The 21,020-nt window shown below is 57.5% G+C and carries 22 protein-coding genes; 15 read left to right on the top strand and 7 right to left on the bottom strand.

Going from position 1 to position 21,020, the window contains the following annotated elements; genetic code table 11:
- Positions 1 to 86: 86 nt before the first annotated feature.
- Complete coding sequence (locus AB8846_RS04125) at positions 87 to 449, top strand: hypothetical protein (RefSeq protein ID WP_370732124.1); 363 nt, start codon at positions 87 to 89, stop codon at positions 447 to 449.
- 233 nt (positions 450 to 682) lie between these two features.
- Here the strand turns inward: AB8846_RS04125 and ftrA are convergent, their stop codons facing one another.
- Positions 683 to 1,690 carry a transcriptional regulator FtrA gene (ftrA, locus tag AB8846_RS04120; protein ID WP_370732123.1) on the bottom strand — a complete coding sequence of 336 codons (1,008 nt, stop codon included), beginning with the start codon at positions 1,688 to 1,690 and terminating at the stop codon, positions 683 to 685.
- Between the two features lie 73 nt (positions 1,691 to 1,763).
- Here ftrA and AB8846_RS04115 point away from each other — a divergent pair, with 73 nt between their 5' ends.
- From AB8846_RS04115 to zinT, 8 genes are all read left to right on the top strand, one after another.
- Positions 1,764 to 2,177: a rhodanese-like domain-containing protein gene (locus tag AB8846_RS04115; RefSeq protein WP_370732122.1), complete on the top strand. Its 414-nt coding sequence runs from the start codon at positions 1,764 to 1,766 to the stop codon at positions 2,175 to 2,177.
- 156 nt (positions 2,178 to 2,333) lie between these two features.
- Entirely contained in the window at positions 2,334 to 3,437 is a 1,104-nt protein-coding gene (locus AB8846_RS04110; RefSeq protein ID WP_370732121.1) for a cobalamin-independent methionine synthase II family protein, read from the top strand.
- A 201-nt stretch (positions 3,438 to 3,638) separates the two neighbouring features.
- Positions 3,639 to 4,910, top strand: coding sequence for an urea ABC transporter substrate-binding protein (gene urtA, locus AB8846_RS04105; protein WP_331412298.1), 1,272 nt, complete (start codon positions 3,639 to 3,641; stop codon positions 4,908 to 4,910).
- Between the two features lie 23 nt (positions 4,911 to 4,933).
- Positions 4,934 to 6,508 (top strand): urea ABC transporter permease subunit UrtB, encoded by a 1,575-nt coding sequence (gene urtB / locus AB8846_RS04100; RefSeq protein ID WP_370732120.1) that lies wholly within the window; start codon positions 4,934 to 4,936, stop codon positions 6,506 to 6,508.
- Positions 6,508 to 7,581, top strand: coding sequence for an urea ABC transporter permease subunit UrtC (urtC, locus tag AB8846_RS04095; RefSeq protein ID WP_063441508.1), 1,074 nt, complete (start codon positions 6,508 to 6,510; stop codon positions 7,579 to 7,581). The genes urtB and urtC overlap by 1 nt, the downstream gene beginning before the upstream one ends.
- Positions 7,581 to 8,378, top strand: coding sequence for an urea ABC transporter ATP-binding protein UrtD (gene urtD, locus AB8846_RS04090; RefSeq protein ID WP_370732119.1), 798 nt, complete (start codon positions 7,581 to 7,583; stop codon positions 8,376 to 8,378). The genes urtC and urtD overlap by 1 nt, the downstream gene beginning before the upstream one ends.
- Before the next feature lie 9 nt (positions 8,379 to 8,387).
- A complete protein-coding gene (gene urtE, locus AB8846_RS04085; protein ID WP_370732133.1) occupies positions 8,388 to 9,086 on the top strand; it encodes an urea ABC transporter ATP-binding subunit UrtE in 699 nt (232 codons plus the stop codon).
- A 52-nt stretch (positions 9,087 to 9,138) separates the two neighbouring features.
- On the top strand, positions 9,139 to 9,780 hold the full coding sequence (zinT, locus tag AB8846_RS04080) for a metal-binding protein ZinT (protein ID WP_370732132.1): 642 nt from the start codon (positions 9,139 to 9,141) through the stop codon (positions 9,778 to 9,780).
- Positions 9,781 to 9,828: 48 nt separating this feature from the next.
- Here the strand turns inward: zinT and ydeE are convergent, their stop codons facing one another.
- The gene (ydeE, locus tag AB8846_RS04075; RefSeq protein ID WP_213327508.1) at positions 9,829 to 11,022 is read right to left on the bottom strand and encodes an efflux MFS transporter YdeE; all 1,194 of its coding nucleotides are present in this window, start codon (positions 11,020 to 11,022) and stop codon (positions 9,829 to 9,831) included.
- A gap of 193 nt (positions 11,023 to 11,215) precedes the next feature.
- On the opposite strand from ydeE, the gene eamA reads away from it, so the two are divergent.
- Positions 11,216 to 12,118: an O-acetylserine/cysteine exporter gene (eamA, locus tag AB8846_RS04070; protein WP_370732118.1), complete on the top strand. Its 903-nt coding sequence runs from the start codon at positions 11,216 to 11,218 to the stop codon at positions 12,116 to 12,118.
- A 33-nt stretch (positions 12,119 to 12,151) separates the two neighbouring features.
- Here eamA and marB read toward each other — a convergent pair whose 3' ends face one another.
- The 3 genes from marB to marR are packed head-to-tail and all read right to left on the bottom strand — an operon-like array spanning position 12,152 to position 13,239.
- Positions 12,152 to 12,370: a multiple antibiotic resistance protein MarB gene (gene marB / locus AB8846_RS04065; protein WP_029741246.1), complete on the bottom strand. Its 219-nt coding sequence runs from the start codon at positions 12,368 to 12,370 to the stop codon at positions 12,152 to 12,154.
- 33 nt (positions 12,371 to 12,403) lie between these two features.
- Entirely contained in the window at positions 12,404 to 12,784 is a 381-nt protein-coding gene (marA, locus tag AB8846_RS04060; RefSeq protein WP_008502237.1) for an MDR efflux pump AcrAB transcriptional activator MarA, read from the bottom strand.
- Between the two features lie 20 nt (positions 12,785 to 12,804).
- Complete coding sequence (gene marR / locus AB8846_RS04055) at positions 12,805 to 13,239, bottom strand: multiple antibiotic resistance transcriptional regulator MarR (RefSeq protein WP_008502236.1); 435 nt, start codon at positions 13,237 to 13,239, stop codon at positions 12,805 to 12,807.
- A 255-nt stretch (positions 13,240 to 13,494) separates the two neighbouring features.
- On the opposite strand from marR, the gene AB8846_RS04050 reads away from it, so the two are divergent.
- Positions 13,495 to 14,160 carry a MarC family NAAT transporter gene (locus AB8846_RS04050; RefSeq protein WP_047647729.1) on the top strand — a complete coding sequence of 222 codons (666 nt, stop codon included), beginning with the start codon at positions 13,495 to 13,497 and terminating at the stop codon, positions 14,158 to 14,160.
- 94 nt (positions 14,161 to 14,254) lie between these two features.
- On the opposite strand, the gene AB8846_RS04045 is transcribed toward AB8846_RS04050, so the two are convergent.
- Positions 14,255 to 15,451 (bottom strand): sugar transporter, encoded by a 1,197-nt coding sequence (locus AB8846_RS04045; RefSeq protein ID WP_370732117.1) that lies wholly within the window; start codon positions 15,449 to 15,451, stop codon positions 14,255 to 14,257.
- 176 nt (positions 15,452 to 15,627) lie between these two features.
- Here AB8846_RS04045 and AB8846_RS04040 point away from each other — a divergent pair, with 176 nt between their 5' ends.
- Both AB8846_RS04040 and AB8846_RS04035 read left to right on the top strand, forming a co-directional pair.
- On the top strand, positions 15,628 to 16,419 hold the full coding sequence (locus AB8846_RS04040; protein WP_331412291.1) for a PhzF family phenazine biosynthesis protein: 792 nt from the start codon (positions 15,628 to 15,630) through the stop codon (positions 16,417 to 16,419).
- Between the two features lie 84 nt (positions 16,420 to 16,503).
- On the top strand, positions 16,504 to 16,986 hold the full coding sequence (locus AB8846_RS04035) for a GNAT family N-acetyltransferase (RefSeq protein ID WP_370732116.1): 483 nt from the start codon (positions 16,504 to 16,506) through the stop codon (positions 16,984 to 16,986).
- Here AB8846_RS04035 and AB8846_RS04030 read toward each other — a convergent pair.
- Positions 16,940 to 17,818, bottom strand: a complete 879-nt coding sequence (locus AB8846_RS04030; protein ID WP_370732115.1) for a LysR substrate-binding domain-containing protein — start codon at positions 17,816 to 17,818, stop codon at positions 16,940 to 16,942. The two genes, AB8846_RS04035 and AB8846_RS04030, sit on opposite strands and share 47 nt — an antisense overlap.
- Before the next feature lie 98 nt (positions 17,819 to 17,916).
- Here AB8846_RS04030 and sad point away from each other — a divergent pair, with 98 nt between their 5' ends.
- Positions 17,917 to 19,305, top strand: coding sequence for a succinate-semialdehyde dehydrogenase (gene sad / locus AB8846_RS04025; protein ID WP_370732114.1), 1,389 nt, complete (start codon positions 17,917 to 17,919; stop codon positions 19,303 to 19,305).
- 107 nt (positions 19,306 to 19,412) lie between these two features.
- Positions 19,413 to 21,002, top strand: a complete 1,590-nt coding sequence (locus AB8846_RS04020) for a methyl-accepting chemotaxis protein (protein ID WP_370732113.1) — start codon at positions 19,413 to 19,415, stop codon at positions 21,000 to 21,002.
- Positions 21,003 to 21,020 lie beyond the last annotated feature (18 nt).

The raw sequence follows: 21,020 nt of genomic DNA, 5'->3' as shown, positions 1-21,020 counted from the left end.
CCCATTTCTTGTCCACAATGGATATTCATATTAAGGATAAATCTTATATAATAGTTGTCTTGGGCTAAGGAATAGGTCATTTATAAATGAAAAAAATAATAGCGCTTGCGCTTCTGGCGATTGCTGTTGGGGGCGTTGCCGGGGTTCGTTATGCAGCTAATGACGAACCAGAATATATTCAGTCTGCAGAGATTCGCGTCGGTTCCTATTTAACCAGCGATTATGGTGGCGTTGACTGCGCTAGCAAAAAAGTGAACGATCTGCGTTGGGAATTAGATTGCACTCATCAGGCAAGAGGAAAAACATTCCAGTTCGCGGTGTATCCCTCTGAAAAAGCACCTTATGGTGTCGCACGCTCCTTTTATCTTGAAGCCATTAATGACGACGCCAGACAGAGCGCTGAGCAGGGCCTTATGCGTTATTTACAAATCAATACCCATGCAGGTTAATAAGGTTGTTTAGCGTTCGTTAAGGCAACAGGTGTTAGGTTGTAAGGGATCCGCAGCCCGGCCATGGAGTGTCGGGACGTAGAGACCAAAATACAAATCTATCCATGCAAGCATTTACCGCCATTTTTGGCGGTTTTTTTTTGCGCCGGATATCTCGGTGGGTTTATGGCGTCAGCCGATAGTGGAGAGGGGGTCGTCCGTGCAGGCATTATTTAGTGGCGAACCCTCAACCATTAGCGGGCCGTACCAGGACGTGAAAATTGTTTGCGATACTGGGCCGGGGAAAGCGCGAACTGCTGGCGAAAATGATGGCGCAGTGTCGACGCCTGACCAAACCCGGTCTGTTCAGCAATGCTGTCGATACTTAACCGGCTGCTTTCCAGGTAATCTTTTGCTCTCAGCAGGCGCTCATTGATCAACCAGCGTGCGGGCGTCGTTCCCGTTGCTGCCTCGAAGCGACGAAGGAAAGTACGCTGGCTCATACCGACCCGACGCGCCAGCGAGTCGACGCTGTGCGCCTCGATGAGATGCGTATGCAGAAAATCAAACAGCTGGCCGAGACGCTGGCTTTCCCGCAGCTGCGCCACCGGGCGGCTCAGCTGCTGCGGCTGAGAACCATCCCTGTGAGGGGGAATGACCAGCCGACGCGCCACGCTGTTGGCGGTTTCCATGCCATAATCCCGACGCACAACGTGCAGGCAGAGATCGATGCCCGCCGCGCTGCCCGCGGAGGTCAGTATATCGCCCTCGTCCTGGTAGAGCACATCCTCAACCACGTCGATGTCAGGGTAACGGGCTTTTAGCGCGTCAAGGTAGCGCCAGTGCGTCGTGGCTTTACGTCCGCTCAGCAGCCCCGAGGCGGCCAGCACAAAAACGCCCGAGCAGATAGAGAGCAGCTGACACCCGCGCGCGCTGGCCTGACGCAATGCGCCGCAAAGCGCGTCCGGAACCGGTGAGTCCATTCCCCGCCAGCCCGGAACAACGATCAGGTCGGCAGACTCTAGCAGGGTGATATCCCCGTCGGTAATGATGCGGATCCCGCCCGTCGCCCGGAGTTCACCGCTGTCAACGCCCGCCACCGCAAAACGATACCATTCGTCCCCAAGCTCGGGGCGCGGCAGGCCGAAGATTTCCACCGCTACGCCAAACTCAAAGGTACACAGACCGTCATACGCCAGAACGACCACTTTCGGGCGGGGAATTTGTCTTAAGTTTGTCATCTTTTTGCTGTTTTCTGGCATAAGCGAACGCATTCACGGGCTGAATTTGTGGATAGAGTAGTGTTAACACAAACGCCAAAGATGAGGAAGGATCATGAGCTATGTTACTGAATTTCCAGCTGCCGAGCCGCAGGAAGCCGTTACCCATTTTCTGCGTCGCCTGAGCGTCGAGACCGACTGTGCCGATGTGCATCACGCCATCGCCAATAATGAGCAGGATTTCGTGCTGCTGCACGTGGTGGGAAGCCCGGAGCAGTTTGCCCGCCGTCACGTGCCCGGCGCATTGCACCTGCCGCGGAGCCAGATGACCGCCGAGCGCATGGCCCAATGGCCCGAAGGCACGCTGTTCATTGTCTACTGCGCAGGACCGCACTGCAACGGCGCGGACAGAGCCGCGCTGAAGCTGGCGCGTCTCGGGCTGCCGGTCAAAATCATGCTCGGGGGCATCACCGGCTGGGAAGATGAAAAGTTCGCCTTTGCCAGCAGCGAAACCGCCGCCGCCCTGTGAACATGAATTTTTTTCAACACCCGTGAAATTTTCTCGTTTGCCGGAATACTACAGGTATGACATTGTTTTTGGACATTTAGACATCCAGAAGTCTAAAACTTCAAATGATGAATTATCACTGCTGGCAATTACCGTCGGCAGACCGAGGAGATTTTCATGCAACGACACCACGCCCCGTACCGCGCCGATGTAGTCGGCAGTTTTTTACGACCGGATGCCATCAAGCAGGCGCGCCAGAAGTTTGCCAGCGGTGAAATTGATGCCGGACAGCTTCGCGCGGTAGAGGATGACGCCATTCGCCACGTCGTTGAGCAGCAGTGCGCGTGCGGGCTGCATGTGGTCACCGACGGCGAGTTCCGCCGCGCCTGGTGGCACTTCGACTTCTTCGACGGTCTGCAGGGCGTTGAGCGTTACGATTCACAGCAGGGCATACAGTTCAACGGAGTACAAACCAAAGCCCACGGCGTGCGCGTGACCGGCAAGCTGGGCTTCGGCGACCATCCGATGCTGGAAGATTTTCGCTATCTGAAAAGCATCAGCGGCAATGCTCAGCCGAAAATGACCATTCCCAGCCCGAGCGTGCTGCATTTCCGCGGAGGTCGTAAAGATATTGACGCCACTGTGTATCCGGACATGAACGTTTATTTTGACGATCTGGCGACCACCTGGCGCGACGCCATCCGCGCATTCTACGACGCGGGCTGCCGGTACCTGCAGCTGGATGACACCGTCTGGGCCTACCTCTGTTCGGACGATCAGCGTCGTCAGATCCGCGAGCGCGGCGATGATGCCGACGAGCTGGCGCGCATCTATGCCCGCGTCCTGAACAAGGCCCTGGAAGGCAAGCCGGACGATCTGACCATCGGGCTGCACGTCTGTCGCGGTAACTTCCGTTCAACCTGGATTTCCGAAGGCGGCTATGAGCCGGTGGCGGAAGTGCTGTTCGGGACGGTCAACGTTGACGCGTTCTTCCTTGAATATGATAACGACCGCAGCGGCGATTTCGCGCCATTGCGCTTTGTTCGCCCGGGCAAGCAGCAGGTGGTGCTGGGCCTGATTACCACGAAAAACGGCGAGCTGGAGAACCCGGAGGGTGTTAAAGCCCGTCTGGAAGAGGCGGCGAAATACGTGGCAAAAGAGCAAATTTGCCTTAGCCCGCAGTGCGGCTTTGCCTCTACCGAAGAGGGCAACAGCCTGAGCGAAACCCAGCAGTGGGACAAAGTCCGTCTGGTCACGCAGATCGCCAGCGAAGTCTGGTAAAACCTCCTCCTCAGCGCTGCATTATAAAAGTGCAGCGCTGTGCCATTCTGAGACGTTCTCTTTACATCCTGCGTTCCACTTCCTGAAATAGCGCTTCCTCCATTCTGGCATCCTTTTTGCTCCTGCTTCGCTGAGACATTTTTTCCGCGTCCATGCCGTAACGGACGCTTTCGCACAGCGTTCTTTTTCAGGAGTGAAAATATGCAGCGTCGTACCTTATTAAAAGCCTTTGCGTTATCCGCGTCCGTTGCGGCGATGGGAATGAGTTTTGGCGTGCAGGCGGCCGACACCATCAAAGTGGGGATCATGCACTCTCTTTCCGGCACCATGGCGATCTCCGAAACCCCGCTGAAGGACGTCGCGCTGATGACCATCGACGAGATCAACGCCAAAGGCGGCGTGCTGGGCAAGAAGCTGGAGCCGGTGGTGGTGGATCCGGCCTCCAACTGGCCGCTGTTTGCCGAAAAAGCGCGTCAGCTCTTGAGTCAGGATAAAGTGGCGGTAGTGTTCGGCTGCTGGACGTCGGTTTCGCGCAAATCCGTACTGCCGGTCTTCGAGGAGCTGAACGGCCTGCTGTTCTACCCGGTGCAGTACGAAGGCGAAGAGATGTCGCCGAACGTCTTCTATACCGGCGCGGCGCCGAACCAGCAGGCCATTCCGGCGGTGGAATACCTGATGAGCGAAGACGGCGGCGCGGCGAAGCGCTTCTTCCTGCTGGGCACGGACTACGTCTACCCGCGCACCACCAACAAGATCCTGCGCGCGTTCCTGCATTCGAAAGGGGTAGAGGATAAGGACATCGAAGAGGTTTATACCCCGTTTGGCCATAGCGACTACCAGACCATCGTCGCCAACATCAAGAAATTCTCCGCAGGCGGCAAAACCGCCGTGGTGTCGACCATCAACGGGGATTCCAACGTACCGTTCTACAAAGAGCTGGCTAACCAGGGGCTGAAGGCGACGGACGTGCCGGTAGTCGCGTTCTCCGTGGGCGAAGAAGAGCTGCGCGGGATCGACACCAAACCGCTGGTCGGCAACCTGGCCGCGTGGAACTACTTTGAATCCGTCGATAACCCGACCAACCAGGCCTTCGTGGCGGATTACAGAGCCTATGCCAAAGCGCATAAGCTGCCGAACGCCGATACCGTGGTGACCAACGATCCGATGGAGGCCACCTACGTGGGTATCCATATGTGGGCGCAGGCGGTGGAAAAAGCGGGCACTACCGACGTGGATAAAGTGCGTGCGGCAATGGCCGGCCAGTCCTTTAAGGCGCCGTCTGGCTTTACGCTCACCATGGACGCCACCAACCACCATCTGCATAAGCCGGTCATGATCGGCGAAATCGAAGGCAACGGCCAGTTTAACGTGGTGTGGCAGACGGAGCAGCCGGTACGCGCCCAGCCGTGGAGCCCGTTCATTGCCGGGAATGATAAAAAACCCGACCAGCCGATGAAAACCGCCAGTAACTGAGCCATCACCGCAGGGAGAAAGCCATGAACCTCATACGCATGCTTGTCGCGCTTGTATGGCTTACCGGACTGCTGCCAGGGATGGCGCAGGCATCGGATGCCGATCGTTTTGTTGCCGCCAGCCGCAGCCAGCAGGCGGAACTGCTGACGCAGTGGGCCGCGTCGCCGGATGCGGCAAGGTTGCCGCTGCTGCAGGCGCTGCAAAAGGAAAATCTGTATACCGACAGCCAAAAGCACGCTTTTGCGCAGCGCAATGGTCAACTGGTGTCGCTCGGTGATGCTCAGGCGGCCGAAGGGGCAACCAAAGCCGTTCGTCTGACCAACCGGCTGCGCGTGCTGGCCGCCACGGCCATCGCAACGCATCAGCTGGTAAGTGACAGCGTCACCGAAAGGCGAGCAGCGGCACGTCAGCTTCAGCGGGATGCCCAGCCCGATATGCTCGCTTTTCTGGAAAAGCGGGTAAACGATGAAACGGACGCGGTGGCACGTCAGGCGCTTTTACTGGCGGTGGCAAATCTCCAGCTGGCCAGCCCGCAGGCTGAGGTGCGCCGCAAGGCCGTCGAATTATTAGGGCAGTCTGACGACCCGGACGTGGAGTCCAGACTTACCCCGTTTACTCAGGCACAGACAGAGCCGGATCCCGGGGTGCGCGCCGCCGCGCAGGAGAGTCTTAGCCAGGTCCAGCATCGACTAATGTGGGGCGATCTGCTGGGCCAGGCGTTTATGGGGCTGTCCCTGGGGTCGGTTCTGCTGCTGGCGGCGCTGGGGCTTGCCATTACCTACGGCCTGCTGGGCGTCATTAATATGGCGCACGGCGAGATGCTGATGCTGGGCGCGTATGCCACGTGGATGGTGCAGCAGGCGATGGCCGGGCTTGCGCCCCAGTGGCTGGCGCTCTATCCCGTTATCGCGCTGCCGGTCGCGTTCTGCCTGACGGCGGGTATTGGGATGGTGCTGGAGCGCACCGTGATCCGCCATTTGTACGGCCGTCCGCTGGAAACGCTGCTGGCTACGTGGGGGATCAGCCTGATGATTATCCAGCTGGTGCGCATGACGTTTGGCGCCCAGAACCTGGAGGTTGCCAACCCGGCATGGCTCTCCGGCGGGGTGCAGGTTTTTGCCAACCTCACGCTGCCGTGGAACCGCATCGTGGTGCTGGGCTTCGTGCTGCTGGTGCTGTTCTTTACCTGGCTCATTCTGAATAAAACCCGTCTGGGGCTCAACGTGCGGGCGGTGACGCAGAACCGCAGCATGGCCGCCTGCTGCGGGGTACCGACAGGTCGCGTCGATATGCTGGCGTTTGGGCTTGGCTCGGGGATTGCCGGGTTAGGCGGCGTAGCGCTATCGCAGCTCGGTAACGTCGGGCCGGAGCTGGGCCAGGGCTATATCATTGACTCTTTCCTGGTGGTCGTTCTTGGTGGCGTAGGCCAGCTGGCAGGCAGCGTCGCCGCGGCCTTTGGTCTGGGTATTTTCAATAAAATTCTTGAACCGCAGATGGGCGCGGTGCTGGGCAAGATCGTGATTCTGGTGGCGATCGTGCTGTTTATTCAGAAACGCCCCCAGGGGCTGTTTGCGCTGAAAGGGAGGGTGATTGACTGATGAGCCAGCCGTTGACCTTAACGCTGGCGCGCAAAGCGCCGCGCACAACGCAACTTGCAGGCAGCCTGCTGGTGGTGTGTCTGCTGATATTACCGTTTTTCGCCTTACTGCCCGCGACGCATCCGCTGGCGCTGTCGACCTGGATGCTGACGCTGATTGGCAAGATCCTCTGCTATGCCATCGTTGCGGTGGCGCTGGATCTGGTTTGGGGCTATGCCGGGATGCTGTCGCTTGGGCACGGCATCTTCTTCGCGCTGGGCGGCTATGCAATGGGGATGTACCTGATGCGCCAGGCCGCGGGTGACGGTCTTCCTGCGTTTATGTCGTTTCTCTCCTGGAGCGAGCTGCCGTGGTTCTGGTGGGGAACCCAGCATTTTGCCTGGGCGCTGGTGCTGATTGTGATGGTGCCGGGCCTGCTGGCTCTGGTGTTTGGCTGGTTCGCCTTCCGCTCAAAGATCAAAGGGGTCTATTTCTCGATTATGACCCAGGCGCTGACCTATGCCGGGATGTTGCTGTTCTTTCGCAACGAAACCGGTTTTGGCGGCAATAACGGTTTTACCGGCTTCACCACGCTGCTCGGGTTTTCGGTGACGGAAACGACCACCCGTATCGCGCTGTTTCTGGCGACCGTGCTGTTGCTGATTCTGGCGTTAGGCACCGGATTTGCGCTGGCGAAGAGCAAGTTTGGCCGCATCCTGACCGCCGTTCGCGACGCCGAAAACCGCCTGACGTTTTGCGGCTACGATCCGCGCGGCTTTAAGCTGCTGGTATGGACGCTCTCTGCCGTGCTGTGCGGCCTGGCGGGGGCGCTGTACGTCCCGCAGGTGGGCATTATCAACCCTGGCGAAATGTCACCAACGAACTCGATTGAAGCGGCGATCTGGGTGGCGCTGGGCGGTCGCGGCACGCTGGTCGGGCCGGTGATTGGCGCGGCGCTGGTGAACGGAGCAAAGAGCTTCTTCACCGTCGCGATGCCGGAATACTGGCAGCTATTCCTGGGGTTGATTTTTATCGCCGTCACGCTGTTTTTACCGCGCGGCGTCTACGGTCTGTTTCGAAAGGGAGATAAATAATGCAGCCAGCCGAAGGGTTATTCACCCGCCAGTTGCCCGGCGATCATTACCGTGAACAGACCGACCCGGTGCTTCAGCTTGAGGCGATTAACGTCAATTTTGATGGATTTCAGGCACTGACCGATCTCTCGCTGAATATCGGCGTGGGCGAGCTGCGCTGCGTGATTGGCCCTAACGGAGCCGGTAAAACCACGCTGATGGACGTCATCACCGGCAAAACGCGGCCAAAGAGCGGCAGGGCGATTTACGATCAGTCCATCGACCTGACCGCGCTGGAGCCTGCGGCCATAGCCCGCCAGGGGATCGGGCGTAAATTCCAGAAACCCACCGTTTTTGAAGCGCTGACGGTGTGGGAAAACCTGGAGATCGCCATGAAAACCGATAAATCCGTCTGGGCGAGCCTGCGGGCTACGCTCAACGGTGAACAGCGCGACCGCATTGATGAGATGCTGGTTTTGCTGCGCCTTAGCAGCGAGCGGAACCGCCGCGCCGGGCTGCTTTCGCACGGGCAAAAGCAGTTTCTGGAAATCGGGATGCTTCTGGTGCAGGACCCGCACCTGCTGCTGCTGGATGAACCGGCCGCCGGGATGACCGACGCGGAAACGGAATACACCGCCGAGCTGTTCAAAACGCTGGCAGGTAAGCACTCCCTGATGGTGGTGGAGCACGATATGGGTTTTGTTGAAACCATTGCCGACCATGTGACGGTGCTGCATCAGGGGCGCGTGCTGGCGGAAGGTTCGCTTCGTGAGGTGCAGGCCAATGAGCAGGTGATTGAGGTCTATCTGGGACGTTAAGGAGCGATGATGCTACAGGTCAATGAACTGAATCAGTATTACGGCGGAAGCCATATCCTGCGCAGCGTGAGCTTTGAGGCCGTCACCGGCGAAGTCACCTGCCTGCTGGGGCGCAACGGCGTCGGGAAAACCACGCTGCTGAAGTGTCTGATGGGGCTGATCCCGGCGAAAACCGGGGAAGTCATCTGGCAGGGTAAAAAGATCACTAACAGCAAGCCGCACCAGCGGGTGCAGTCTGGCGTGGCGTACGTCCCGCAGGGCCGCGAGATTTTCCCGCGCCTGACCGTGGAAGAGAATCTTCTGCTGGGGCTGTCGCGATTTTCCGCCCGCGAGGCGAAGCAGGTGCCGGAAGAGATCTGGCAGCTGTTCCCGGTGCTTAAAGAGATGAAGCACCGGCGCGGGGGCGACCTCTCCGGTGGGCAGCAGCAGCAGCTGGCGATTGGTCGCGCGCTGGCGAGCCGTCCGCAGCTGCTGATTCTGGACGAACCCACTGAAGGCATACAGCCGTCGGTGATTAAAGAGATTGGCCAGGTGATCCGCACCCTGGCGGACCGGGGGGATATGGCGATCCTGCTGGTCGAGCAGTTTTACGACTTTGCCGCCGAGCTGGCCGACAGCTACCTGCTGATGTCGCGCGGTGCGATTATTCAGCGCGGACGGGGTGAAAACATGGAGCAGGAGGGCGTTCGCGGGCTGGTTGCCATTTGAAATGTTATAATATAACATTCGCGTTCTTATCAAACGGAATGAGGATGTTATGTTGGCTGCACATATTGGAAAATTTGCTATGACTCTGGGGGCGCTGCTGGTCAGCGGTCAGCTTTTTGCACACTCGCACGGCCATCAGATGACCGAAGCGGAACAGAAAGCGGCGAGCGGCGTGTTTGAGGATAAGGACGTGAAGGACAGAGCGCTGTCTGACTGGGACGGGACCTGGCAGTCGGTCTATCCGTTCCTGCTGGACGGCTCGCTGGATCCGGTCTTTAAGCAGAAAGCGCAGAAAGACAAAAGCAAAACCTTTGACGAGGTGAAAGCTTACTACCGTAAGGGTTATGCGACGGACGTGGATGCCATCGGCATCGAAAATAACGTGATGGAATTTCATAAGGCCAACGCGGTCAGCCGCTGTCATTACGATTACAGCGGCTACAAAATACTGACCTACGCATCGGGCAAAAAAGGCGTTCGCTACCTGTTTGAGTGTAAGGACGCCAGCAGCAAGGCGCCGAAGTTTGTGCAGTTCAGCGACCACACCATCGCGCCGAAGGCCTCTTCTCACTTCCATATTTTTATGGGCAACACCTCTCACGAGGCGCTGCTGAAAGAGATGGATAACTGGCCGACCTATTATCCGAATGAGATGTATAAAGAGCAGGTGGTGGAGGAGATGTTGCACCACTAGGCCTTTGCTTTTGCCGGGTGTCGGCTACGCCTTACCCGGCCTACATGGTTACGCGACTTTGGGCGCTTCGCACCACGCTTTCACGCTCATGCCGCGCAAAATCATCAGCCACGCAATGACGATGGCGACCATCATGATGACAAATAGCGACCAGTGCGGCAGGTTGGTCAGGATAATACCGGTGATCATCGGGTTTGCCGCCGCGCCGAGCCAGCCCAGCGCCTGCGCGGAGAAATAGCTTGCCTTCATCCCCGGCGGGGCAATGTTGTCGATCAGCATGTATTCGCCCGGCGCATAGATAATCTCACCCAGGGTAAAGATGGCGGCAGCGATGCCCCAGTAAACCAGGTTTTCTCCGGAGAGCATAAAGCCCCCCAGCCCCACGATAAAAAACAGGGTGGCGAGGGTCATCAGCGGGCGAATATTGCTGGCAGAGATCTTACGGCCCAGCGCATATTGCAGCGTCACCACCACGGCGGCGTTGACGGGTAATACCACGGCGACCACCTTTTCGGCGAAATCACTGTCGGCATGCGCGGCCAGAACATATTGCGAAATGCAGGTCGCGAACGATCCGCCGACGTATGACGCGAGCAGGCCTGACAGCGTGTACCAGAACAGCGCGCGGTCTTTCAGCAATACCGACGGCTGCCAGGGCATCTTCTCTTCGGCGGTATCCAGCGCAACGCTTTTCTGCACAAAGAAATGGATGAATCCAAGCGGCAGGGCGGCGCAGAAGGCCGCCAGCCAGAACGGCAGCTGCAGGCTGTACATCACCAGCAGGGTGCCAATCGGCGGTCCGATGGTCCAGCCAATGTTCAGGAAGCTATAGTTCAGCGAGAAGACGCGCGCTTTTTGGCTCGTGGTGAGCACGTCGGAGAACCAGGCCTTCAGCACCGTCGAAAAGACGGAATAGGCGCAGTTGATCAGCGCAAAGAACAGCACCACCAGCGTGACGTTATCGACCAGCGGGATCGCGACAAATCCGGCGATAAAGGCCACGATGGCGATCAGCATGTAGCGTTTTTTATCAAACTTATCGGCAAGAATGCCAAATCCCAGGCTGAACACCACGCCGATAGTGAGCGCAATCGTCAGGGCATAACCAATATTCTCGACGCTCATGCTATAGACGCGCGTGAGATAAATGGTCATAAACGGCAGCGTTGCCCCTCGACCAATGGTTAATAACAATGACGATGCCAGCAGCGCTGCGGTTGAGCGCCTGAGAGATGGTTTCATATTCTGCCCGACAGTTGCTTATGCTTTTATTAGATGTGTGTTAACAGGATTACCATGACATAAGGGGCTTGTATAGCACCCGATTTATCCCTAAGTGCTTCAGCTGCCTGCCAGAATTAATGATCTTCTCGTGGCGCACTTTTTTCTGGTACCTTGAAGTGTTAACAAATTATTAATAATTCAGGGGCAGGGTATGACGCGTAAAGACGGGCTGCTGGCGTTGCTGGTGGTCGTAGTATGGGGGCTCAATTTTGTGGTCATCAAGCTGGGGCTGCACAACATGCCGCCGCTGATGCTGGCTGGCTTACGTTTTCTGCTGGTTGCGTTCCCGGCCATCTTCTTTGTCGCCCCTCCGAAGATCCCGTTAAAGCTGCTGCTGGGCTACGGTCTGACCATTAGCTTCGGCCAGTTCGCGTTTCTCTTCTGCGCCATTAAGTTCGGTATGCCGGCAGGCCTGGCCTCGCTGGTCCTACAGGCGCAGGCGTTCTTTACCATTATTCTCGGGGCATTTGTGTTTGGCGAGCGCCTGCAGGGCAAACAGCTGGCTGGGATCACGCTGGCGGTGTTTGGCGTACTGGTGCTGATAGAGGCCAGCCTGAATGGCCAGCACGTGGCGCTGCTGGGCTTTATGCTGACGCTGGCGGCGGGGCTGAGCTGGGCCTGCGGGAACATTTTCAACAAGCTAATTATGCAGCACGAGGCGCGCCCGCAGGTGATGTCCCTGGTGGTCTGGAGCGCACTGATCCCCGTCTTACCGTTTATGGTTGCGGCGTGGATTCTGGATGGCCCGGCCGTCATGCTCAACAGCCTGGTCGAGATCGACCTGACCACGATCCTTTCTCTGGTCTATCTGGCCTTTGTCGCCACCATTGTGGGCTACGGGATCTGGGGATCGCTGCTGGGCCGTTATGAAACCTGGCGCGTCGCACCGTTATCCCTGCTGGTGCCGGTGGTGGGGCTTGCCAGTGCGGCACTCTTACTGGGTGAAACGCTGAGCGCGCTGCAGCTGTTTGGCGCCGTGCTGATCATGGCCGGGCTGTACATTAACGTCTTTGGCCTGCGCGTGCGTCGGGCGACGCGGGTAAGAAAGGCATAAAAAAAAGCCCCGCGTCTGCGGGGCAAAAACGAATCAGAGGCCGTGCTGATTATAATAAGGCACGCCTAATTCGTCGGATTTGTCGCTACCAGCACCCATATGGTTGAAATCATAAGGCGACTGGTCATGTGCTGACGGCAAAATCATCGTATCAGGATTATTTTGCTGCGTTGCACGAGGGGTTTGCTCCGCGAAGGTCTGGCTGGAGAACAGCACCAGCAAGGCGAGGGCGGCGGAGGCGGTAACTTTCATGATTTCCTCGGTTACGTCTGTTACAGGCGATGATTAACTACAGTGTTTTAACGGATACAGGTATCGGGATTCGCCCGGCACGCTGGTGATTCGATACTTATGAGGCGGCACGTCAAAATAGTTCTTGAACGTACGCGTCAGGGTTTGTTGCGATTCAAATCCGTAACGCTCCGCCAGATAAAGGATCGGCTCATTGCTTTCTTTCAGTTTCTGGGCAATTTCCGTCAGCTTGCGGCTGCGAATATATTGACCTAATGAATGACCGGTCTCTTTTTTGAACATCCGTTGCAGGTGCCATTTGGAGTAACCTGAACGCTCTGACACTTTTTCAAGGGAGAGCGGCGATTCCAGGTTATCTTCGATCCAGTCCAAAATGCTATGAATGGTGATAGCGTCAGTATTGCGTCTGGACATCGTCATACCTCTTTTTCTGTTTACGGCAGTATTTTCTTAAGCAAAAGCTCAAGGGTTGCCACTTCATCTGCCGTTAAGTTTTTTGTTAGTTCCTGATGCAGTGTTTGTCCTACTAATTGATGACATTGCTCGCACATGGCCGCACCGTCGCTGGTCAGCTTCACCAGTACGCCGCGTTTGTCATTCGGGTTAGGGCTTCGTTCTATCCATCCTTTGCAGACGAGACGATCGAGCATGCGGGTTAACGCGCCCAGATCGACAGAGAGCACCTTTTTCAGCTCAACCGGTGTGATACACACTTCGCAGCGAATGGAACACAGCACTTTGAACTGTGTTGCGGTGATATCCAGCGGTGACAGGTAGTCATTGAGCAGGCGATCTTTTTTCTGATTTACCATATGAATAAGACGACCCAGCGGAACAACGTCGTTAAAGATATCACTGGTGCTTTTCACAATGGTTGCCCTGGCAAGTAGTTAGTCACGGCAGATATTATTGCTCAGGCAAGTATAAGTCAACTGAATGAATCAGCCGATGCCACGAATTGCTAAAACGTTTCATGAACTTTTTTTGAGTCCTTTCAAATCATATAGATAACCGTCAGTTATCATTCCAGGTGGAAAATAATCGTTACGTTGCGCCCATGGCTCAATGCCACACTTTCACCCTATAATTGCTGTGTTGAATATGGATAAGGACAACAACGCACTATGTTGGATTTAATAAAAGCAATCAGCCTTGGGCTGGTGGTCTTGCTGCCGTTGGCTAACCCGTTAACGACGGTGGCGCTGTTCCTCGGGCTGGCAGGGAACATGAACAGCGCCGAGCGCAACCATCAGTCGATGATGGCCTCGGTGTATGTGTTTGCCATCATGATGGTGGCTTACTATGCCGGACAGGTGGTGATGAATACCTTCGGGATTTCCATCCCTGGCCTGCGTATCGCCGGGGGGCTGATTGTGGCCTTTATCGGTTTCCGCATGCTGTTCCCGGCGCAAAAAGCGCATGAGTCGCCGGAAGCGGCCAGTAAATCGGAAGAGCTGGAAACCGAACCGAGTGCGAATATCGCCTTTGTACCGATTGCCATGCCGAGCACGGCGGGGCCGGGTACCATCGCGATGATCATCAGCTCCGCATCAACGGTGCGCGACAGCGCAACCTTCCCGGACTGGGTGCTGACGGTTGCGCCACCGCTGATTTTTGCGATTATCGGGATTATCGTGTGGGCGTCGCTGCGCAGCTCCGGCGCCATTATGCGCTGGGTAGGCAAGGGCGGTATCGAGGCGATTTCCCGCCTGATGGGCTTCTTACTGGTCTGTATGGGCGTGCAGTTTATTATTAACGGCGTGCTGGAAATTATTAAGACCTATCACTGATGCGATTGCCGGGTGGCGGCTACGCCTTACCCGGCCTACGTTATTATGGGCTTGTAGGCCGGGTAAGCGCAGCGCCACCCGGCACCAACAAATCTCACCCGTGCTGACCCTGTTCCTCCAGCGCCACCGGCCATTTACGGAAGATGAGCACCGACCAGACAAGCGCCACCAGAGCCGGAATGGCACCCAGATAGCCAATCGCGGACATCGATACGTGAAGAATTACCTGATTTCCCACCAGCGCGCCCGCGCCAATCCCCAGATTGAAAATCCCGGAGAACAGCGACATTGCGACGTCCGTTGCATCCGGCGCCAGGGCCAGAACTTTCACCTGCATGCCCAGACCAATAATCATGATCGCCACGCCCCAGAACAGGCTGAGGATCGCCAGATGGCTCTCACTGCCTGCGGCAGGCATCAGCAGCAGCAGGCAGGCCAGCAGCAGACCGATAGCGCTGCTCACCAGCGTCGAGGCATGTCGGTTACCCAGCTTACCGAACAGCACGCTGCCAATAATGCCGGCGCCGCCGAGGATCAACAGTAAAACGGTAGCAAAGTTGGCGCTAAACCCCGCCACCACCTGTACAAACGGTTCAATGTAGCTATACGCCGTGTAATGGGCCGTCACAACAATAGCGGTAAGCAGGTAAATACTCAGCAGCGCCGGGCGACGCATCAGCAGCGGCAGGCTTTTTAGCGAGCCGGAATGTTCGCTCGGCAGCGCGGGCAGCAGTTTAATCAGGCACACCAGCGTAACCAGCGCCCCCATACCAATGGCGAAGAAAGTCGTACGCCAGCCGAAGTATTGTCCCACGATGCGGCCAATCGGCAGACCCAGCACCATCGCCAGTGCGGTACCGGTGGCAATCAGGCTCAGCGCCTGCGCGCGTTTTCCCGCCGGTGCCAGGCGTATCGCCAGCGACGCGGTGATCGACCAGAACACCGCATGGGCAAAGGCAATGCCGATGCGGCTAATGACCAGCACCGTAAAACTCCACGCCATAAATGACAGAACATGGCTGACGATGAATAAGGCAAACAGGCCGATCAACAGCCTGCGCCGCTCCATCTGGCTGGTCAGCAGCATAAACGGCAAGGACATCAGCGCCACTACCCAGGCGTAGATGGTCAACATAATGCCCACCTGAGCCGTTTCCATCTGGAAACTTTCAGCGATGTCAGACAACAGCCCAACCGGAACAAATTCTGTGGTGTTAAAAATAAACGCGGCAATGGCCAGCGTGACCACGCGTAGCCACGCAACCCTGCGGGAAACTGTGTTCGTTGTCATAGGGATGTCGAAGATTCGTTGCTGAAAAGAAGAGGAGACGATCTTAAAACGTCGCACGGCGAAAACTCAACCATTATGTGATGCAGATCTCAATATTTACCTTATAAAAGCGGTAGCCGGGAATGCTGTTTTCGTTGAATATAAAAGAACAACACAATAAAAAAGGCGGTAAGACAATGCAGGAAATTGATTTTTATCTGGTGGATGCCTTCAGCGACAAAACTTTTGGCGGCAACGCCGCAGCGGTATGTCCTCTGGAAGAGTGGCTGCCGGACGAGACGCTGCTCAAAATGGCGCAGCAGCATAACCAGTCTGAGACCGCCTTTTTCGTGCGCACCGACGGTGGGTTTGAGCTGCGCTGGTTTACCACGCTGGATGAAATTAACCTCTGCGGTCACGCCACGCTTGCCGCATCACACGTCATATTCGAATACCTTGATTATCCGCATACCGAAATCACCTTCACCACCCGCTTCGTGGGTGAACTGACGGTTAAACGCAGCGGCGACTGGCTGACGCTGAACTTCCCCGCGTGGTCGACGGAGGTTGTGGAGAATCCTCCCGAGGTGCTGTTTAGCGCGCTGGGCATCACCGCGGCAAAAGAGGTGCGCGTCGGACGGGATTACATGGTGGTGCTGGAGAGCCAGCAGCAGGTGGAAGCGCTAACGCCGGATATTGGGGCCATGCTTCCGCTGGATAAAATGGTCTGCGTGACGGCGCCGGGAGAAGAATATGACTTCGTCAGCCGCTTCTTCTGCCCTGGCGAAGGGGTGCCGGAAGATCCGGTTACCGGATCCGCCCACAGCATGCTGATCCCGTACTGGAGCGAAAAGCTGGGCAAAACGTCACTCAATGCCCGCCAGGTGTCGTACCGTGGCGGGGATCTGCGCTGCGAGCAGAAGGGCGACCGCGTGCTGATTGGCGGCCAGGCGACCCTGTATCTGAAAGGGCGAATCTTCCTGCGCTAGCTGAGCGACGCGCTATAAGTTAATACTATGTAGCACCCCGGCAGGCCTGCGCTATGTTGATATAAAAACAGCAAGGAGCCTGCCATGTATTCCATTACCTCTGAATCTGCACGTCATCCGGACATTCTCAACCTGATCGCGGCGCTTGACCGCTATCAGAGCGAGCTCTATCCCGCCGAAAGCAACCATCTGCTCGACCTCGCTGCGCTGCCGGAAGCCTCACTTATCCTGATGGTCATTCGCGACCAGCAGCTGCAGGCCGTGGGCTGCGGAGCCATCGTTCTCAACGGTGACGGAACGGGGGAGATGAAGCGGGTCTATATCGATCCGGCCCATCGCGGGCAGCATCTCGGTGAGACGCTGCTGGCCGCCCTGGAAGATGAAGCCCTGAGCCGTCATTGCCACACGGTAAGGCTGGAGACGGGCATCAAACAGCGCGCCGCGGTTCGTCTGTATGAGCAGTGCGGGTACGATTTGCGTCCGGCGTTTGCCCCGTACGCAGACGATCCGCTCAGCCTGTTTATGGAGAAGGCGCTGGTTGAAGACGTTCGTTTAGCAGCGCTATAAAGGCTTCCAGCTGGCGGGTCATCGCCCCGCGTCGCCACACCAGCCAGGTTGTAAGCCAGCGCCAGTTTTCCGCCAGCGGCCAGGCTTCAACCTGATGATGTCCCGGCATACTCTCCAGCATTGAGCGCGGCATCAGCGCGATGCCCGCGCCCGCAATGACGCAGGCGAGCATGCCGTGGTAGGACTCCATCTCATGAATGCGACCGGGCGTGGCCCTGTCCGCATGAAACCAGCTTTCAAGGTGTCGACGGTACGAGCAGTTCGCGCGAAAGGCATAAACCTCGCTGCCGCTGACCTGCGTGGCTCGCGTCACCTCCGCATGCCCGGCAGGCGTAACCAGCATCATCTCTTCCCTGTAGACCGGCATGCCCTCCAGCTCCGGGTGCGACAGGGGCCCGTCGACAAAGGCGGCGCTTAGGGTTCCCTCCAATACGCCATCAATCATTGTCCCGGAAGGCCCGGTAGAAAGGGCAAACTGGATGCGCGGGTAGCGCTGGTTAAACTGCGCCAGCGTTTCCGGAATGCGCACCGCGGCGGTGCTTTCCAGCGCGCCGAGGGCAAATAACCCCTGCGGCTCATCACCCGCGACGACCATGCGCGCTTCATCCACCAGGGCGAGGATCTGCATGCTGTAGCGCAGGAAGTTATGCCCGGCGGGGGATAAGCGTAAACGCTGGTTCTCACGAATAAACAGCTCAACGCCAAGATCGGCCTCCAGCTGGCGGATGCGGGTCGTCAGGTTGGACGGTACGCGATGCACCTTCTGCGCCGCCTGGGTGATGCTGCCCGTCTGCGCGACGGCGTTAAACATTTCAAGCTGGGTTAAGTCCATAGCATTCTCGTTTCGTGAATAAGGTGGTTAGTATTATTCATTTTTAAGAAATAGCAGAGTGAGCCACAATGAATCAACCGAAATGCGTGGAGAACATCATGAAATATTCATCTGCTACACATGCCCTCTCTGTTAACCCGGCAACGGGTGAAACCCTCGCCGCGTATCCGTGGGCGACCCCGGAAGAGGTTGAACGCGCCATTTCTCAGGCCGACGCGGGGTATCGCCAGTGGCGTCGCGAAAGCGTTTCCCACCGGGCGCAGAAGCTGCGCGATCTCGGCGCCGCGCTGCGAAACCGCGCGGAAGAGATGGCGCAGACGATCTCCCGTGAAATGGGAAAACCCATCCTGCAGGCGCGGGCGGAAGTGGCAAAATCCGCCGGTCTGTGCGACTGGTATGCCGAGCACGGCCCGGCAATGCTGCGTGCGGAGCCTACGCTGGTGGAAAACCATAACGCGGTGATTGAATACCGTCCGCTGGGGCCGATTCTCGCGGTGATGCCGTGGAACTTCCCGCTCTGGCAGGTGCTGCGCGGCGCGGTGCCAATCCTGCTGGCGGGAAACAGCTATCTGCTCAAACACGCGCCAAACGTGCTCGGTTCTGCGGAACTTATTGGGCAGATCTTTGCGGATGCCGGTTTCCCTGAAGGCGTATTCGGCTGGGTGAACGCCACCAATGACGGCGTAAGCCAGGCGATTAACGATCGCCGTATTGCAGCCGTGACCGTCACCGGCAGCGTGCGTGCCGGTGCGGCCATTGGCGCGCAGGCAGGGGCCGCGCTGAAAAAATGCGTTCTCGAGCTGGGCGGCTCCGACCCGTTTATCGTTCTCAACGATGCCGATCTGGATCTTGCCGTGAAGGCGGCTGTGGCGGGTCGCTACCAGAATACCGGGCAGGTGTGCGCGGCGGCGAAACGTTTTATCGTCGAGGAGGGTATCGCAGAGGCCTTTACCCAACGTTTTGTCGAGGCCGTTTCTGCGCTGAAGCTGGGCGCACCGGATCGGGAAGAGCACTTTATTGGCCCGATGGCGCGTTTTGACCTGCGCGACGAACTGCATCAGCAGGTGCAGGCCACGCTGGCCGAAGGGGCAACGCTGCTGCTGGGCGGAGAGAAGATCGGCGGAGAGGGCAATTACTACGCGCCAACCGTACTGACGAACGTCACCCCGTCGATGACGGCGTTCCGCCAGGAGCTGTTTGGTCCGGTCGCGGCCATTACCGTTGCGAAAGACGCGGAGCACGCACTGACGCTTGCCAACGACAGCGACTTTGGCCTGTCCGCCACCGTATTCACCGCTGACGCAGCGCTGGCGGATAAATTCTCCCGCGAACTGGAGTGCGGCGGCGTGTTTATCAACGGTTTTAGCGCCAGCGACGCGCGCGTGGCCTTCGGCGGCGTGAAGAAAAGCGGCTTTGGCCGCGAGCTTTCCCACTTTGGGCTGCACGAGTTCTGCAACGTGCAGACGGTGTGGAAGGATCGCGTGTAATTTCTTCGGCCCTCATCACGAGGGCCGTTGTCATTTCTCTGCAATGGTTCTGTCATTTTCATTTCGTAGACTCGCACGCGTCTAACGCATTGTTAATGAAGATGATTATGAACCTAACGCAAATTTTTCGCCGTATTGCGCAGCGTCTCACCCCTCGTCACTTTGGCCTGCTGACGGGTATCTTTTGCATTATTGGCCTTTTTTCCGCGCTGCAGCTCTCCTCGTCATTCCTGCTTAACGCCTCCCTGAACGACGCCCAGCGTAACGAGCAGCAAAACCTGCTGGCCTGGCAGCAGCAGAGCAAGCTGGATCTGGCCCGCGTTTCCCTGCTGGCGGCAAGCGATCTGCTTAACCGGTCCGGCGTCTGGTTTATGCAGGATAAAGAGACCGGTTCCGACGGAAGCTGGCATAGCCTGATGGACGATGCGCAAAAGGCGCTGACGGTTTCTCAGCAGGCGTGGAAGGCCTGGCTGGCGCTCAATCCGCCGAAAGACGATGCCCTGGTGAACAGCTATCAGCTTTTCTACGGCGCGATCGAGGAGCAGGCTGAAGGGCTTCTCAAAACCAACACGATCGACGCTTTTTTTGCCGTACCGGCTCAGGCGTTTCAGTCTGATTTTAACGACAACTATGCGCGCTATCAGCAGGCAAGCGAGAAGCAGGCCATGCAGGGGCGCCAGAGCCTAATGGCGCAGCTCTCCGGCCTGCAAACGTTGTTCCTGTTTGCGCCGGTGCTGCTGCTCGCCATCGCGGTTGCCGTCTGGTTCGGCATGTCCAGATGGGTGATTACGCCGCTGCGTCGGTTGATTGCGCATATTAACCGGCTGGCGGCAGGGGATCTCTCCGGCACGCCGCCGGACGTCAAGCGCTTCAACCGGGAGATAGGGCAGCTTAGCGACAGTATTGTGACGATGCAGCACGGTCTGCAGCAGCTGGTGAGCCACGTTAGCCACGCCACGGCCACTATGGTGGAGAATATTGGCTCCCTGGCGGAGGGTAACCAGAAGCTGTATCAGCAGTCAGCGCGTCAGGCGAAAGAGCTTGAGGATGTGACGGCGCATATCGCGTCGCTGGAAAGCCATGTGGAGGGGAATACCGGCTATGCCAGGCTCGCCAGCTCGCGGGCCGATGAGGCGCGACAGGCCGCCGTGGGCGGCGACCAGATGATGTCTACCGTGAATGCGTCCATGCAGGCGATCGTCGACCGATCTTCTGAGATGCGCGGGATCGTGGCGATGATCGACAGCGTGGCGTTTCAGACCAACATCCTGGCGCTGAATGCGGCCATCGAGGCGGCCCATGCCGGAAACCAGGGTCGCGGCTTTGCCGTCGTCGCGCGGGAAGTCGGGCTTTTGGCCAGAAAAAGCAGCCACTCGACGCAGACCATTCAGGAGCTTATTAACCGCTCGCTGCAGGGCATTGAAGACGGCTCCCGCGCCGTTACCCTGATGGAAGAGAATTTGCAGCAGGTCACCGGTCTGGTGGGCAATTTAAGCAGTTTGCTTAATGAGATCTCAACCGCCACGCTCAGTCAGGGAGACAGTATTCACCAGATGACGCGTCAGCTTCAGGCGCTGAATCAGGTCTCCCGGCAGACGGACCTGCTGGTCTCTGACGCCTCGGATGCCTCTGAGCGGCTGCAAAAGCAATCCGATCTTTTATTGCAGGCCGTTTCGCGTTTTCGTCTTAGCGCCTGACGCAATACATTAGCCTCT

It is taken from the genome of Enterobacter sp. KB-221C9, from assembly GCF_041320715.1.
GTDB classification, from domain to species: domain Bacteria; phylum Pseudomonadota; class Gammaproteobacteria; order Enterobacterales; family Enterobacteriaceae; genus Enterobacter; species Enterobacter asburiae_D.
The sequence above is the reverse complement of the archived record's forward strand: the minus strand, read 5'-3'. Positions and strand labels throughout refer to the sequence as shown.